This window comes from Lysobacter sp. ESA13C (assembly GCF_019970005.1).
Lineage (GTDB): Bacteria > Pseudomonadota > Gammaproteobacteria > Xanthomonadales > Xanthomonadaceae > Lysobacter > Lysobacter antibioticus_B.
Genome location: NZ_JAHXYK010000003.1, coordinates 411,977 through 426,421, shown reverse-complemented (window position 1 = coordinate 426,421; position 14,445 = coordinate 411,977). Strand labels below are relative to the sequence as shown.

The window sequence follows — 14,445 nt, the reverse complement described above, 5'->3', positions numbered from 1 at the left end:
TTTCATGCGGCACCGGAGACCTTTATGCACCGCTTCACTCTGACTGCACTGCTGCTGTCCACCGCGATCGGCAGCGCCCTGGCCTACGCGCCGGCGGGCACGCCGAACGGCGCAGCGGCCCATACGCCGGCACCGCAGGACGATGCCTCCCCGAGAGTGATCGTGCGCCGCTCGCACGGCGAGCGTCCGCTGGTGATCGCCCAGGTGCGGCCGCAGGTCGTCCAACAGATCCGCGGCCTGCCCGATCCGGTGACCAAGCCGGTGTTGATCCGCGACGAGATTCGCGGCCCGCAGTTGGGCGTGATCCTGGCGCCGGACGACAAGGCCGGCGCGCGCATCATCGCGGTCACCCCCGACAGCGCCGCGGTCAAGGCCGGCCTGCGCAGCGGCGACCGCCTGCTTGCGATCGGCGGCAAGACCATCGCCGGCGCCGATGGCGACGCGCGCCTGGCCGACGCCCGTGCGCTGCTCGGCCGGCTCGAAGCGCGCAAGCCGATGCGCATCCGTTATCAACGCGACGGCCGCGACGTCACGGTCGAGGTCACGCCGCAGCTCGGCGAACGGGTGATGGTGTTCGAGAGCGGCGACGGCTCGCAATTCGTCACCAGCGGCCAGGTCATGATCCGCCGTTCCGTCGACGGCGAGATGGAGGTTTCCGGCGACCGCATGGAATTCACCCCGGCCGATGCCGTGGTCGCCCCACGCCTGCGCACCGAGATCGTTCGCCTCGGCCCGGAGGATTGCAAAGACAAGCCCTGCTTGCTGCCGACGATCAGCGACGCCCTGCGTTGGAACGGCCTCAACCTGGCTTCGGTCGACGCCAAGCTCGGGCGTTATTTCGGCGCCCAGCGCGGCGTGCTGGTGCTCAGCACCGGTCCCGAGCTGAAGGGGCTGGAACCCGGCGACGTGATCCAGACCATCGACGGCCGACGCGTCGACACCCCGCGGCAAACCATGGAAGCGCTGCGCAACCAGGCCGAGGGCGCCCAGGTCGAGGTCGGCTATCTGCGCGACCGCGCCACCGCCAGCACCAAGCTCAAGGTGCCCAAGGCGGTGCAGTGGACGCCGCCGCGCCCGCCGCTGCCGCCGCCGGCCCCGGCCGCACCCCGTGCGCCGCTGCCGCCTGCTCCGCCCGCACCGCCTGCCCCGCCGACGCCTCCGCAGGCCAAGGCGCCTCCGCCGCCGCCCGCACCGCCGGCCTGGGCGATAGCCCGCGGCACCCACGTGCACCGGGTCTACTGAGCCGGGCGAAGCGGCCTGCAGACGCAAAAAGAAAGGCCGGGCGATCCGCCCGGCCTTTCCCGTTTCTGTGTTCCGCGTTCCGCGCGGCCTGGCACACCGCGCCGAGCGGCGCCGCTTACTCCGCAGGCGCGGCGGTCACCCACTTGGCGAACACCGCATCGATCTCGCCGTCGCCGACGCTCTTGCCATCCTCGAGTTTTCCGGCCTGCTCGAATAAGGGAATGATCATCGCCATGCCGTCGATCTTGGTCTTGAGCCGCACGCCCGGCGCGCGCTGCAGATAACGGTCCCAATGCGTCCGGACCTTGCCCCAGAAACCTTCGGTCGCCTTCCAATAAGTATAGGCCGGCTTGAAATCGACCTCGGCGGTCTTCTGGTAATCGTTGAAGCCGAACTCGCGCGCCAGCTCTTCCTGGCTGCCGTCGGGCTTTCGCAGCACCTTGGTGTTGAACTGCTCGTGGGTCCAGCCGTTCGGCGTGATGGTGTGGCGATTGACCGCCGAGACCGCGTTGTAGTCGCTGCGCTTGGTGTACTCGCGTCGGGGCAGCGGGCGCCAGCTGGCATCGCTGGTCCAGGTCGCGATGCCGTTGCGATACTCCCAACGCCCGGTGCCGCAATAACGCGGCGCATCGCTGACCTCGTACACGCACTGGGTCCAGGCGCCGCGATTAAGTTCGGCCGGAATCTTGCGCACGTGCCAGGTCTGGTCGGCGCTGAACTCGAAACGCTGCGGCGCCTCATAGACCCAATCCTGGCGCCAGTGCTTGGTCACGTGACCGCTCTTGGCATCGACCAGGATGTGCTGCAGCACGAGCTTGCGCGGGCTGTCCTCGACCACGATGACGGTCTCGTTGCCGCCGCTGCGCATCGCCGGCGCACGCTCGTAGCCGGGCTTGAGCAGCACGGTTTCGTCGAAGGCGAAGTCGACGATGTATTCGCCCTTCATCGCCAGGATCGAAGCGCGGTCGCGCTCGGTCGAGGCCTCGGCGGCCGGCACGGGAGACAGGGCCAGCACGGCGGGGCTGGCAAGAACGGTGATGGCCAGCAGGCTGGCGGGGTACAGACGTCGGGTCATGGCTGAACTCGATGGTTCTCGGTTGGCTGAAGGATTGGGAATAAACAGACGAAGCGGTCGGCTCAGGCGTACTGCGGCGGCGCGCCGTCGCGCAGGCCCGAGGCCATGCAGCAGCACACGTGCGCCTGCGGGCGCAGGCGCGCACCCTCGCCGGCGGCGATGCGGCACGCGTGCGCATGCCCGAGGTCAGACAGCTCGGCCGCATCGGCGAGCAGGACGCAGTGCCCGGCTTCGTCGTGCAGCACATGCAGGCGCAGGACCTCGGCGCACCAGCGGCCGCGCAGACGACGCCACCAGCGTCGCCGCAGACGCGGCCACAGGCCGCTGCGCGCCTCCGCGCCGCGATGCACCGGCAAGTCGGCGGCGGCATCGTCCCAGGCCAGGAAATCGCTGTCCGGCAGCAGATACAAACGCCAACAGGCGCGGCCGGCACCGTTGCGGAACAGCAAGGCCTCGCACGAGGCCTCGCCGTCGTGACGGACCAGCCGCTCGGCGCTGTGCGCCTGCAGCCAGCCGTCGAGGGCGTCGCGATGGCGCGAGGGATATACGCACAACACCGTCGCGACCGCCGCCAAGCGTTCCGGCGCCGGCAAGCCGGCGCGGTCGAGCGTGGCGGTCGGCGACGGCGCGCGCATGGCTTACCAGCTCACCGCCACGCTCATGCCGAGGTTGCGGCCGGGCGCGGTGTAGCGGTCGACGATGGTACTGCCGGCACTGAGGCCGGGCAGATTGGCGCCGTCCCAATACTTCTTGTCGGCGAGATTGAACACGCCGACGTTGAACTTGGCGCCGGGCGCGAAGTCCCAGTGCGCGAGCAGATCGAGCACGCCGTAACCGGGCGTGGCGAAGCGGTTCGGCGCCGGCAGGTCGGTCTTGCGGTGGGCGAAACGGCCGGCGAGTTCGACGCCCCAGCTTTCGCGGTCGTAGGCCACGCCGAGCGTAGCGGTCAACGGCGCGATCGACTCCAGCGGCCGGTCGGCGGTCTTGTCCTCGCCCTCGCTCCAGGCCGCCGCGCCGCGCAGCGACCAACCGGCGAGACGGTCGGAGAGCTGGCCGAAGTCGACCCCGCCGCGCAGCTCGACGCCGCGGATGCGCGCCTTGGCGACGTTCTGCGACTGGAACACGATCAACGGCGTCTGCGGCGGCGCGCTGACCTGGCGGTTGGATTCGATGAAGTCCTTGTAGTCGTTGGAGTACACCGACAACTGCGCATAGGCGGCCGCGGTGCTGAAGCGCAGGCCGAGCTCGTAGCCGTCGCTGGTTTCGGGCTTGAGGTCCGGGTTCGGGATGGCGGTGTAGCCGAACTGCAGATTGGTGAAGCCCAGGTTGACGTCGTTGTAGGGCGGCGCGCGGAAACCGCGCTGGTAACCGCCGAACAGCGACCAGTCCTGGGCGAAGTGCCAAACCGCGCCGAGCTTGGGCGAAACGCTGGTCTTGCTGAGGTCGCTGATCTTCACCCCCGGGTTGTCGGCGTTCCAGATCGGGTCCTGCTGCGGACGCAGTTCGTAACGGTCCACGCGCACCGCCGGCACCAGGCGGAACTCGCCGTCGGCGAAGCGGATCTCGTCCTGCACGAACACGCCGGCGTTGCGGGTCTTGCTGACCGGGAAATCGCGCACCGGGAAGGTATCGGGCGAAATCACGCTGCTGACCGCGCCGGTGGTCAGGTTGACCGCGCGGCCGTCGCGCTTCTGCCGGAATTCGGTGTCCTCGTACTCGAAACCGTAGGTCAGCGTGTGCTCGACGGCGCCGGTCGCGAAATCCTTGTGCGCGGTGGCCTCGGCGCCGTACACGCGTTGGTCGAAATCGAACTCGCGCAGGCGCAGGGTCGGGCTGACTTCGCGACCGCCGATCACGCTGACGCGCTGCTCGCGAGTGCGCTGGGTGGTCTCGCTGTCCTGGCGATAGACCTGCCAGCGCAGCGAATCGGCCAGCACGCTGTCGAGGCTGTCGATTTCGTGCGCGAACGCGACCCGTGCGCGGGTCTGGTGGTCGTCGCCGGTCTGCGACAACACCCGCACCTGCGGCGCGCCCGGCATCGACAAGGCGGTGCCGCGGGCGCTGAAGACCTGGGTATCGGTCTGGTCTTCGCTGCCTTCCACGGTCAGGCGGAAGCGCTGCCGGTCGCTGGGCGCGTACACCAGCTTGGTCAGCAGGCTGCGGCCTTCGTTGCTCTGCGGGTTGGGGCGGGTGCGGCGTGCGTCCAGCGCGGCGTTTCCGCCCTGGTTGCCGGTCTCCTCGCCCTGGTGATGATTGAGCACGACCAGGCCCGACCAGCGCTCGCCGCCGAACGCCGCGGTGGCGCCGCCGAACAGGCTTTCGTTCTTGCCGTCGTAACCGGCCTTGAGGCCGAAGTAGCTGCCGGCACCGTCCTTGAGGTAGTCGGCCGGATCCTTGGTCACGAACGACACCACGCCACCGAGCGCGTCGGAACCGTGCAGGGCGCTACTCGGGCCGCGCACGACCTCGACTTCCTTGACCGTATCGAGGTCGACGAAATTGCGCCCGGCGTTGGAGAAGCTGCCGATCGAGAAACTGTCGGACACCGAGATGCCGTCGACCAACACCCGCACGCGGTTGCCGCCGAGGCCGCGGATGCGGATGTCGCCGAGGCCGAAGCGCTCGCTGTTGGCGCCGACTTCGATGCCCGGTTCGTAGCGGAACAGGTCCTTCAGGTCGCGGACCAGCTCGCGGTCCATGCGTTCGCGGTCGATCGCGCCGACTGTCGCCGCCACGTCCTCGACGGCGCGCTCGGTGCGGGTAGCGCTGACCACGACGCGCTGGAGTTCGTTGACGTCGGCGCTGTCGGCGGCATCGGCCGCGGCGGCGACTGCCGGAAGAGCCAGCAACAAGGCCAGGGCGAGCGCGCAGCGCGCCGGTACGCGCAGGGACGGGGAAGTGGAACGAGCGGGCACAGCAGTAGTAAGAACGCAGGACATTCGGTCGGACTCGGTAATGGATTGGCCGAGGCGAGCGGGCGTCCGTTGCAACGACTGTGCAAAGCGGAGGGCTGGCAGCCTTGAGAGAGAAGGTGCTGGCGGGTCGGCCGGAGCCGACGCGCCATACCGCCCTCCTGCCGGGAGCGCGGTATGGCGGATGACGCGGGCGTTGCGTTGCGATCGGCCTGGGGCCGTCGATGGACCCATAGGTCCAGACATCGATCCAAACATCGATCCGCCATTCCCATTCAAAGAACGGATGGGGCGGGACGGGCTTGGCTGGACCGCGCCAATCGCCGGGTTACTTGGATTACGCCGATCGCGGTGTTACGCGGAACTGCATCGCAGGATTACTTCGTAAGGATCAGCTTGTCGTTGCGGGTGTGACGCAAGCGATAGACCTCGCCGCCATGGCGGATCAACACTTCACGCGCGCCACGAAGCAAGGCCGTGCTTTCGACCAGGACGCCCTGGGCGGCGGCGACGACGGCCGAGGCCGCCGAGGCCGAAGCGATGGAGGGCACGGCGACGGGCGCCGCGACGGCAGCCAGGGGACGATCGCTACGGGGTTTCAGTTGCAGCACCGGATTGCGCAGAGACATGACGGTGGCTCGTTGGGGGTGGGCTCGACAAGAATGATAATGATTCTCATTTGACAGTCAACACCCCAACCGCCGGTTCTGCGACCCCGGTCATGCGCGGTCCGCCCCTCACCCAACTCAAGCCGCGTCAGGCCGTCGCGCGCTCCACCCGCTGCCAACCGGCCTCGTCGATGCGATCGACCCAGTCCAGCGCCTGCAGGTTCTGCAGCAGTTGCTCGGTGCGGCTGGCGCCGAGGATCACGCTGGAGACGTGCGGGTTGCGCAGGCACCAGGCGATCGCCAACGGCGCCGGCTCCGCGCCGAGCTCGCGCGCGACCGCGACGAAGGCGTCGGCGCGTTGCGGCCGCCGCTGGTCCGAGCTGCCGAGCACGATCCGCTGCAACCATTGCTGGTCGGCCTGGCCGAGCCGGCTTTGCGCGGAAATGCCGTCGCGGTATTTGCCGGTCAGCAAGCCCGAGGCGAGCGGCGACCAGATCGTCGTGCCGAGGCCGAGTTCCGCATACAGCGGCGCGTATTCCAGTTCGACCCGCTCGCGATGCAGCAGGTTGTACTGCGGCTGCTCCATGGTCGGCGCATGCAGATGATGAGCGCGGGCGACCTTGTGCGCCTCGCGGATCAGCGCTGCCGGCCATTCCGAAGTGCCCCAGTACAAGACCTTGCCCTGGCGGATCAGCGCATCCATCGCCCACACGGTTTCCTCGACCGGCACGTCCGGGTCGGGACGATGGCAGTAGTACAGATCGAGATGCTCGACACGCAGCCGACGCAGCGCGTCGTGGCAGGCTTCGGTGACATGCTTGCGCGACAATCCCTTCTGGGTCGGACCCGGCTCCTCGACTGAGCCGAACATGACCTTGCTCGACACGCAGTAGCCGTCGCGCGGCAGGCGAAGATCGGCGATCGCCTCGCCCATCACCCGCTCCGCCTCGCCGTTGGCATAGCCTTCGGCGTTGTCGAAGAAATTGATGCCGTGGTCCCAGGCCGCGGCGATCAGCTCGCGGGCGGTGTCGCGGCCGATCTGCGCGCCGAAGGTGACCCAGGCGCCGAACGACAGCGCCGAAATCTGGAGGCCGGATGAACCGAGGCGACGGTACTGCATGGATGCACTCCAATCTGAGCGGTGACTGCGGTCATGCTACGCCCCTGGACGATGCGACAAAGGACTGCATGTGGCGACGACGAACCTGAAAACCCGAGGCCTGATCGTGATCTTCATCGCGATCGCGGTCGCATTGTTGGCCTGGCAACTATGGCGCCTGCGCACGCCGGCGCCGGCGATGCCCGAACCCGACGCCATCCAGGCCGATATCGCCGACGACGCGCCCGAGGCGACCGACACCGCACCGGCCGCCGCCACGCCGCGCAAGATCCAGCCCGCCGCCGGCGACTACCGCAACCCGGCCCTGGCCGAGCTGAAGAACCGCGCCGACGCCGGCGACAGCCGCGCCTCCTGCCAGCTCGGCATGGAGCTGCTGCGCTGCACCGACCTGTCCGCCGCCGAGCAGGTGCTGGCCGCGGCCGACGACAACGCCCGTCCGGACATGCCGGCCGAGCAACGCGCCTACATGAGCAAACTCGAAAACCGCGCGCGGCACATGGTCGCCGAATGCCGCAGTGCGCCTGCCGATGCCTGGAAACAAGGCAACCATTACCTGCGCCAGGCCGCCCTCGCCGGCGAACCCGAAGCGATGTACCGCTACGCCCGCGGCGACTCGGTGCTGATCGACTACTCGCGCATGGGCACGCCCGAGTTCGACCGCTGGCGCGCGGAAGCCGGCAACATGATGCAGCTCTCGTTCGAAGCCGGTTACCTGCCCTCGGTGTTCGACCTGATGGTCGGCTACAGCGACAACTCCTCGCCGATCACCGGCCTGATCCCGAACGACCCGACCAAGGCCCGCGCCATGCGCCTGCTGATCGGCCGTCTCTCCGGCAAGCCCGCCGACCGCCCGGAAGCGCGCCATGCCGCACTGGAACCGGCCGCCGTCGCCCTGGCCGCGCAATGGCAACGCGACTACTTCCCGACCCTTAAACCGCCGTTGCAACGCATGCCGCGCGTGATGCCGGCCGGCTTCGCCTCGTTGTATGCGGACGAGAACGTCGAGAGTCCGTGTTCGCAGTGACCGTGTTTGTTGCGGTCGGTGCATTTGACGCCGACATGGATAGGCGCCGCGATGGCTTGCGGCGCATCGCTCTAACCAAATCAAGATCTAGATCAAACGCCAAAAGCTTCCGCCACTAAAGCGGCGGGTTACTTTCTTTTGTCTAAAGCAACAAAAGAAAGGTAACCAAAGAAAAATGCTTCTCTTTGAATCAAGGGCCCGCAGGCTCGATGCCGACGCGGGGATTTTTCATACGGGACATCCCTGTCCCGATGAAAAACAGCGCGCATCCCTGCGCGCCGCCCTCCGGGTCTCCGATGGCCTTCGCGAGTGCTCGGCGGCGCAAAGCCCAAGCCCAAGCCCAAGCCCAAGCCAAAGCTGAAGCTGAAGCTGAAGCTGAAGCCGTAGCCGTAGCCGTAGCCAACGAGGGAACCAGATTGCGGCGTCGCCATCCCCTGTAGGAGCGGCGCGAGCCGCGACCGCGATCCGCGGCGACCGGCGCGGGCGATCAGGGTTGCGTGGTCGCGGCTCGCGCCGCTCCTACCCTTAGAGCGAGATTCGCCGTTGCCGTTGCCGTTGCCGTTGCCGTTGCCGTTGCCGTTGCCGTTGCCGTGGAGAGCTTGGCGCAGTTCCGAACTTGCGATGCGACCGTAGACCCAGAGGGCGCCGCACAGGACGTGCGGCGTTTTCCGATAAGACAAGGATGTCTTATCGGAAAATCCCCGCGCGCGCTGCGAACTCGCAGGGGAGCTTCGTCAAGGAAAGCCCTTTTCTTTGGTTACCTTTCTTTTGGGCTTAGCAAAAGAAAGTAACCCGGCCGCGTGAGCGGGCGGAAGCTTTGCAATTGATGTGGCTTCACCGCTCTGCGGCAAGAAGCCCGCAACCGCCAGCTGCGCGGTCGCGGCTTACGCCGCTCCTACAGAGGCTACGGCCGGGAACGACGCGAGATTGAGACGACGCGGTCGCGGCTTGCGCCGCTCCTACCCTAAAAGCCAACACGCCGAGCACGGGAAACATCGCTGACCGCGCACAAGCGCATAGCCTGCGAATCGGGAATCGCGGGGGCGGGTTGCCGAATTGCGGAAGCGCGGGTTAGCGGGTTAGCGGCAACGAACCGCTACAGCCCCCAACAGCGAAAGATTCTCATTCCCCACCCTTCCCCTCGATCCAGCTACAATCCGCCCCACTTTCCTCCTCCGGGGAGTAGCCCACCCGCAGCCGCCAAGGCCCGCGGGGACATGCGTCAACACACTTGGCCCACCGGCCATGGCGCATGAGCGGCAGCCAGCGCGAACGATCCGGGTCCACGACCCATCGCCGAGCGCTAGCGACCACGGGCAAGACCGAAGGCAGGCGTTGCGCGCAACCCGGGTCGGGCCGTGCATCGTCCGCCTTCGCGTCCACGCGAATGCCCGACCCCGGAGTTGTCATGGATCTGTCCTTTCTCCCGGCCTCGGTCGTCACCACCCTCGTCTCGACGGGCACCGTCGCGCTCGCCGAAATCGGCGACAAGACCCAGTTGCTCGCCTTGCTGCTGGCCGCGCGCTTCCGCAAACCCTGGCCGATCATCGCCGGCATCCTCGTCGCCACCCTGCTCAACCATGCCCTCGCCGCCTGGTTCGGCACCCTGGTCGCGCAGTGGCTGCAGCCGCAGGTGCTGCACTGGATCGTCGCGGCGAGCTTCCTGGCGGTCGCGCTGTGGACGCTCAAGCCCGACCGGCTCGACGACGAGCCGCAGTTCTCGGCGCGCGGCGCCTTCCTCGCCACCACCATCGCCTTCTTCTTCGCCGAGATCGGCGACAAGACCCAGGTCGCCACCGTGCTGCTGGCGACCCGCTACGAACCGCTATGGGCGGTGATCGCCGGCACCACCGTCGGCATGCTGCTCGCCAACGTGCCGGTGGCGCTGCTCGGCAGCCGCTTCGCCGACCGCCTGCCGTTGAAAACCGCGCGCTACGTCGCCGCGACCGTGTTCGCGGCACTGGCGATCTGGGTCGCGGTGCGCGGAATCGGCTGACCGGCCGCCTCACCCTCGCTCACGCAGGAGCCGGGCGACCGGCTCTCGCGCTATGCTCGCCGCGGACGGCAAGGGGATCGCGTAGGGATGCACGGCATCGGCGGAAGGTTGCGCGGCGTACTGGTGGCGCTGTTGCTGCGGCCGGACGAAATCATGCTGGAGATCGGCGCCGGCGGCGAACTGCTGGTGGCGCGACTGCGCGCGGTGCTCGCCGCGATGCTGCTGCTGTTGCCGCTGTTCAACGCGATCGGTGGCGGCAGCGTCAAGGAAACCATGATCGGCCTGGGCGGGGCGGTCTTCGTCAACGTGTTCTCGCAACTGTGGCTGGCCCTGGCCCGGCGCCAGCGCCGCTACCGCTGGCTGCCCTTCACCACTGCCGGCTTCGACGTCACCGCCACCACCCTGGTCCTGGCAGCGCTCGCGGCCCAGCACCTGCCGGCCGGGCTCAACAGCCTGATCGTCTGGTGCGGCTATCTGTTCGCGATCCTGATGACCGCGCTGCGCAGCGACGGCCGCGTCACCCTGTTCGCCGGCCTGCTCGCCCTGCTCCAGTACGCTGTGCTGATCGTGGCCGTATTCGCCGCCGCCGACTCGCCGGAAGAGCTGATGTCCAGCGATTACGGCGCGGTCACCGTCGGCAGCCAGTCGCAGCGCATCGTCCTGCTGGCGATGGTGACCATCGCCACCTCGATGGTCGTGTACCGGATGCAGCGCCTGATCGAGATGTCCGGCACCGACGGCCTGACCCGGCTGCCGAACCGTACCTGGCTGACCCACCGCATCCCGCGCCTGTTCGACACCGTGCGCCGCGATGGCGGCAGCCTGACCCTGGCCTTGATCGACCTGGACCATTTCAAACGCATCAACGACGACTACGGCCACCGCCTCGGCGACCGCAGTCTGCGCCACCTGGTCGCGGTGCTGCGCGAACAGGCCGAACCCAGCGAATGGCTGGTCCGCCTGAGCGGCGGCGAATTCCTGCTGGTGATGCGCAAACCCTTGGGCACCGCCTTCGAGGAAGTCGACGCGATCCGCCGCACCGTCGCCGAGCGCCCGTTCGAGCCCGGCCGCGGCGCCGAGCCGCTGTGGCTGAGCTTCAGCGCCGGCCTGGTGACGTTTCCGCAGGAAGGCGGCGACCTCTCGCGCCTGCTCCGCCGCGCCGACCTGCGCCTGCAGCGGGCCAAGCAATCCGGCCGCAATCGCGTGGTCGCCCGCGATATCTGAACGAGCCGGCCCTGGCAAGCCCGGCGGCGCAGCTTGCCGCTGGCGCCGTCACTGCACTAGGCTGCCCCGATTAATAAGTCGCTAACAAGCCGCCGGGGCTCCGGCGCCCGGGGAGAGTGGAGTGGATTCGATTACGCGCGTGGCCTTCGGCCTGTTCGGTTTGGCGGTGCTCGTCGGCATTGCGTGGGTGTTCTCGGTCAACCGCCGTTCGGTCGATTGGAAACTGGTCGCCATCGGCATCTCCCTGCAGATCGCGTTCGCCTCGGTGGTGCTGCTGGTGCCGGGCGGCAAGGACGTGTTCGACGCGATCGGCAAGGGCTTCGTGCACGTGCTGGAGTTCGTCGGCGCCGGCTCGAAGTTCATCTTCGGCGACCTCATGGACGTCAGCAAATTCGGCTTCATCTTCGCCTTCCAGGTGCTGCCGACGATCATCTTCTTCTCGGCCCTGATGGGCGTGCTCTACCACCTCGGCGTGATGCAGGCGGTGGTGAGGGCGATGGCCTGGGCGATCACCAAGGTGATGCGCGTGTCCGGCGCCGAGACCACCAGCGTCTGCGCCAGCGTCTTCATCGGCCAGACCGAAGCGCCGCTGACCGTACGGCCGTACATCCCCAAAATGACCGAATCCGAGCTGATCACGATGATGATCGGCGGCATGGCCCACATCGCCGGCGGCGTGCTCGCCGCCTACGTCGGCATGCTCGGCGCCGGCGACCAGGACGCCCAGGCTTTCTACGCCAAACACCTGCTGGCCGCTTCGATCATGGCCGCGCCGGCGACCCTGGTGATCGCCAAGATCCTCGTTCCCGAGACCGGTGAGCCGCTGACCCGCGGCACGGTCAAGATGGAAGTCGAGAAGAACACCGCCAACATCATCGACGCCGCCGCTGCCGGCGCCGGCGACGGCCTGCGCCTGGCGCTCAATATCGGCGCGATGCTGCTGGCCTTCATCGCCCTGATCGCGCTGGTCAACGCGCCGCTGACCTGGATCGGCGAACAGACCGGCCTGGCCGCAGCGATCGGCAAGCCGACCGACCTGTCGACCCTGCTCGGCTTCCTGCTGGCGCCGATCGCCTGGGTGATCGGCACGCCCTGGGCCGACGCCAACGTAGTCGGCGGCCTGATCGGCGAGAAGGTGGTGCTCAACGAGTTCGTGGCCTATACCCACCTGGCCGACATCGTCAACGGCAAGGTCGCCGGCGTCGCCCTCAGCGACGAAGGCCGTCTGATCGCCACCTACGCCCTGTGCGGCTTCGCCAACTTCAGCTCGATCGCGATCCAGATCGGCGGCATCGGCGGCCTGGCCCCGGAGCGTCGCCAGGACCTCGCGCGTTTCGGCCTGCGCGCCGTGCTCGGCGGTTCGATCGCGACCTTCATGACCGCGACCATCGCCGGCGTGCTGACCCACTTCTCCGCCTAAGCCCATGAGCCAAGCCACCGCAGGTCGCGTCGTCGTCGTCGGCTCGTTCAACGTCGACCACGTCTGGTCCCTCGCCGCGCTGCCGCAGCCCGGCGAAACCCTCGCCGGCACCTACCACACCGGTCCCGGCGGCAAGGGCTTCAACCAGGCCACCGCGGCCGTGCGCGCCGGTGCGCAGACGAGCTTCGTCTGCGCGCTCGGCGAGGACACCGGCGGCCAGCTCGCACGCGCGCTCGCCGCCGCCGACGGCGTCGACCTGCGCGATCTGCGCAGCGACGCGCCGACCGGCACCGCCGGCATCTACGTCGACGCCGACGGCCGCAACACCATCGTCATCGGCCCCGGCGCCAATGCCGAGTTGTCGGCGGAATTCGTCGACGGCCACGACGCCCTGCTCGGCACCGCGCAGGTGGTGTTGAGCCAATTGGAGACGCCGGTCGAATCGGCCGCAGCCGCGTTCGCCGCGGCGCGCCGCATCGGCGCCCTGACCCTGCTCAACCCGGCCCCGGCCGACGCCGTCGCCAGCGACGCGCTGTGGGCGCTGGCCGACGTGATCACCCCGAACGAAACCGAGTTCTGCGCGCAACTGCGCCTGCGCACCGGCAGCGCGCTCGATCCCGACAGCCTGAGCGCCCTGCCCGACGCCGAGCTGCACGCGCACTGCCGCCGCCTCCTTGGGCATGGCAGCGTGATCGTGACCCTGGGCAAGGCCGGCTGCTTCGTATCCCATGCCGACGGCGCCCTGCACGGCGACGACCGCGCGTACTACCGCTGCCCCGCGGCAGCGGTCAAGGCGATCGATACCACCGGCGCCGGCGACGCCTTCAACGGCGCCCTCGCCGCCTCGCTCGCAACCCCCGGCGAGGCCCCGTTCGCGGCGCATGTCGCCTACGCCAACCGCTACGCCGGCCTGTCGACCGAACGCGTCGGCGCGGCCGCGGCGATGCCGCGCGACGCCGAAGTCCGCGCGCGGTTCGGCTGAGCGGTTTGCGGCCGACGGCGGCGCGTCTCTAAGCCAGACGGGTTTACCTGGAAGGGTAGGAGCGGCGCGAGCCGCGACATCGTCGCTATGGCCTCACGTCGCTACTGTCCAAGACCTCTGTAGGAGCGACGTCAGTCGCGACCGCGGGACGCGCTGCGGCGACAGCGCTCATATCGGTCATCGAAGCCGTGTGCTTTCGCGAGGGTAGGAGCGGCGCAAGCCGCGACCACGCTGCGACGGTCTTGCGGCGCCTCTCTGAAGCAAGATCAATATCTAGATCAAACGCTAAGAGCTTCCGCCACTAAAGCGGCGGGTTACTTTCTTTTGTCATAAGCAACAAAAGTCCGTCTGGATTCCCTTCGGTCAAAGGTAACCAAAGAAAAATGCTTTGTTTTGAATCACAGGCCCGCACGATCGTTGCCGACGCAGGGATCTACATACGGGACATCCCTGTCCCGATGAAAAACGGCCTGCATCCATGCAGGCCGCCCTCTGGGTATTCGATTGCCTTCGCCAGTGCGAGGCGACGCACGGCAACAGCAACGGCGATTTAGCCACTATTGCTGCTGTTGCTGTTGCTGTTGCTGTTGCTGTTGCCATGAAAGCTTGGCGCAGCAACGAGCTTGCGATGCAACCGTAGACCCGGAGGGCGGCGCACAGGACGTGCGCCGTTTTTCGATAGGACAAGGACGTCCTATCGAAAAATCCCGGCGCTAGCTGCGAACTCGTGGCCTGTGCCCTTGCAAGGAGAGCCCTTTTCTTTGGTTACCTTTCTTTTGGGCTTAGCAAAAGAAAGTAACCCGGCCGCGTTAGCGGGCGGAAGCTTTAGATCTTGCCCCACA

General features: G+C 67.9%; 12 protein-coding genes and 1 pseudogene. 7 read left to right on the top strand and 6 right to left on the bottom strand.

All coding sequences use genetic code 11. From position 1 onward, the window contains the following. Positions 1-24: 24 nt before the first annotated feature. A complete protein-coding gene (locus LC490_RS07965) occupies positions 25-1,242 on the top strand; it encodes a PDZ domain-containing protein (RefSeq protein WP_223619822.1) in 1,218 nt (405 codons plus the stop codon). A 115-nt stretch (positions 1,243-1,357) separates the two neighbouring features. On the opposite strand, the gene LC490_RS07960 is transcribed toward LC490_RS07965, so the two are convergent. The 5 genes and pseudogenes from LC490_RS07960 to LC490_RS07940 form a co-directional block, all read right to left on the bottom strand. Next, complete coding sequence (locus LC490_RS07960; RefSeq protein WP_223619821.1) at positions 1,358-2,317, bottom strand: DUF6607 family protein; 960 nt, start codon at positions 2,315-2,317, stop codon at positions 1,358-1,360. A 62-nt stretch (positions 2,318-2,379) separates the two neighbouring features. Further along, positions 2,380-2,952: a Hemin transport protein gene (locus tag LC490_RS07955; protein ID WP_223619820.1), complete on the bottom strand. Its 573-nt coding sequence runs from the start codon at positions 2,950-2,952 to the stop codon at positions 2,380-2,382. 3 nt (positions 2,953-2,955) lie between these two features. Beyond that, the gene (locus LC490_RS07950) at positions 2,956-5,163 is read right to left on the bottom strand and encodes a TonB-dependent hemoglobin/transferrin/lactoferrin family receptor (RefSeq protein WP_223619969.1); all 2,208 of its coding nucleotides are present in this window, start codon (positions 5,161-5,163) and stop codon (positions 2,956-2,958) included. Positions 5,164-5,606: 443 nt separating this feature from the next. Next, positions 5,607-5,711, bottom strand: a pseudogene (locus LC490_RS07945) (hemin uptake protein HemP); the annotation flags it as partial. Positions 5,712-5,985: 274 nt separating this feature from the next. Further along, a complete protein-coding gene (locus LC490_RS07940; protein WP_031373073.1) occupies positions 5,986-6,957 on the bottom strand; it encodes an aldo/keto reductase in 972 nt (323 codons plus the stop codon). Positions 6,958-7,027: 70 nt separating this feature from the next. Between LC490_RS07940 and LC490_RS07935 the strand changes: the two genes are divergently transcribed. Then, the gene (locus tag LC490_RS07935) at positions 7,028-7,981 is read left to right on the top strand and encodes a hypothetical protein (protein WP_031373074.1); all 954 of its coding nucleotides are present in this window, start codon (positions 7,028-7,030) and stop codon (positions 7,979-7,981) included. Between the two features lie 128 nt (positions 7,982-8,109). Here the strand turns inward: LC490_RS07935 and LC490_RS07930 are convergent, their stop codons facing one another. After that, positions 8,110-8,661, bottom strand: a complete 552-nt coding sequence (locus tag LC490_RS07930) for a hypothetical protein (protein WP_223619819.1) — start codon at positions 8,659-8,661, stop codon at positions 8,110-8,112. Positions 8,662-9,389: 728 nt separating this feature from the next. On the opposite strand from LC490_RS07930, the gene LC490_RS07925 reads away from it, so the two are divergent. The 5 genes from LC490_RS07925 to LC490_RS07905 all read left to right on the top strand — a co-directional run bounded on the left by LC490_RS07925 (position 9,390) and on the right by LC490_RS07905 (position 14,243). Then, positions 9,390-9,977 (top strand): TMEM165/GDT1 family protein, encoded by a 588-nt coding sequence (locus LC490_RS07925; protein WP_223619818.1) that lies wholly within the window; start codon positions 9,390-9,392, stop codon positions 9,975-9,977. Between the two features lie 87 nt (positions 9,978-10,064). Continuing rightward, on the top strand, positions 10,065-11,201 hold the full coding sequence (locus tag LC490_RS07920) for a GGDEF domain-containing protein (protein ID WP_031374195.1): 1,137 nt from the start codon (positions 10,065-10,067) through the stop codon (positions 11,199-11,201). A gap of 121 nt (positions 11,202-11,322) precedes the next feature. Continuing rightward, positions 11,323-12,621 carry a nucleoside transporter C-terminal domain-containing protein gene (locus tag LC490_RS07915; protein ID WP_031374196.1) on the top strand — a complete coding sequence of 433 codons (1,299 nt, stop codon included), beginning with the start codon at positions 11,323-11,325 and terminating at the stop codon, positions 12,619-12,621. Between the two features lie 4 nt (positions 12,622-12,625). After that, complete coding sequence (locus tag LC490_RS07910; RefSeq protein WP_223619817.1) at positions 12,626-13,603, top strand: ribokinase; 978 nt, start codon at positions 12,626-12,628, stop codon at positions 13,601-13,603. A 478-nt stretch (positions 13,604-14,081) separates the two neighbouring features. Continuing rightward, positions 14,082-14,243, top strand: coding sequence for a hypothetical protein (locus LC490_RS07905; RefSeq protein WP_223619816.1), 162 nt, complete (start codon positions 14,082-14,084; stop codon positions 14,241-14,243). The last annotated feature ends 202 nt before the right edge of the window (positions 14,244-14,445 follow it).

Excerpts from the sequence above, each read along its gene's own strand:
- LC490_RS07965 (WP_223619822.1), top strand. The coding sequence starts at position 25 with ATGCACCGCTTCACTCTGACTGCACTGCTGCTGTCCACCGCGATCGGC.
- LC490_RS07960 (WP_223619821.1), bottom strand. The coding sequence starts at position 2,317 with ATGACCCGACGTCTGTACCCCGCCAGCCTGCTGGCCATCACCGTTCTT.
- LC490_RS07955 (WP_223619820.1), bottom strand. The coding sequence starts at position 2,952 with ATGCGCGCGCCGTCGCCGACCGCCACGCTCGACCGCGCCGGCTTGCCG.
- LC490_RS07940 (WP_031373073.1), bottom strand. The coding sequence starts at position 6,957 with ATGCAGTACCGTCGCCTCGGTTCATCCGGCCTCCAGATTTCGGCGCTG.
- LC490_RS07925 (WP_223619818.1), top strand. The coding sequence starts at position 9,390 with ATGGATCTGTCCTTTCTCCCGGCCTCGGTCGTCACCACCCTCGTCTCG.
- LC490_RS07920 (WP_031374195.1), top strand. The coding sequence starts at position 10,065 with ATGCACGGCATCGGCGGAAGGTTGCGCGGCGTACTGGTGGCGCTGTTG.
- LC490_RS07910 (WP_223619817.1), top strand. The coding sequence starts at position 12,626 with ATGAGCCAAGCCACCGCAGGTCGCGTCGTCGTCGTCGGCTCGTTCAAC.
- LC490_RS07905 (WP_223619816.1), top strand. The coding sequence starts at position 14,082 with ATGCAGGCCGCCCTCTGGGTATTCGATTGCCTTCGCCAGTGCGAGGCG.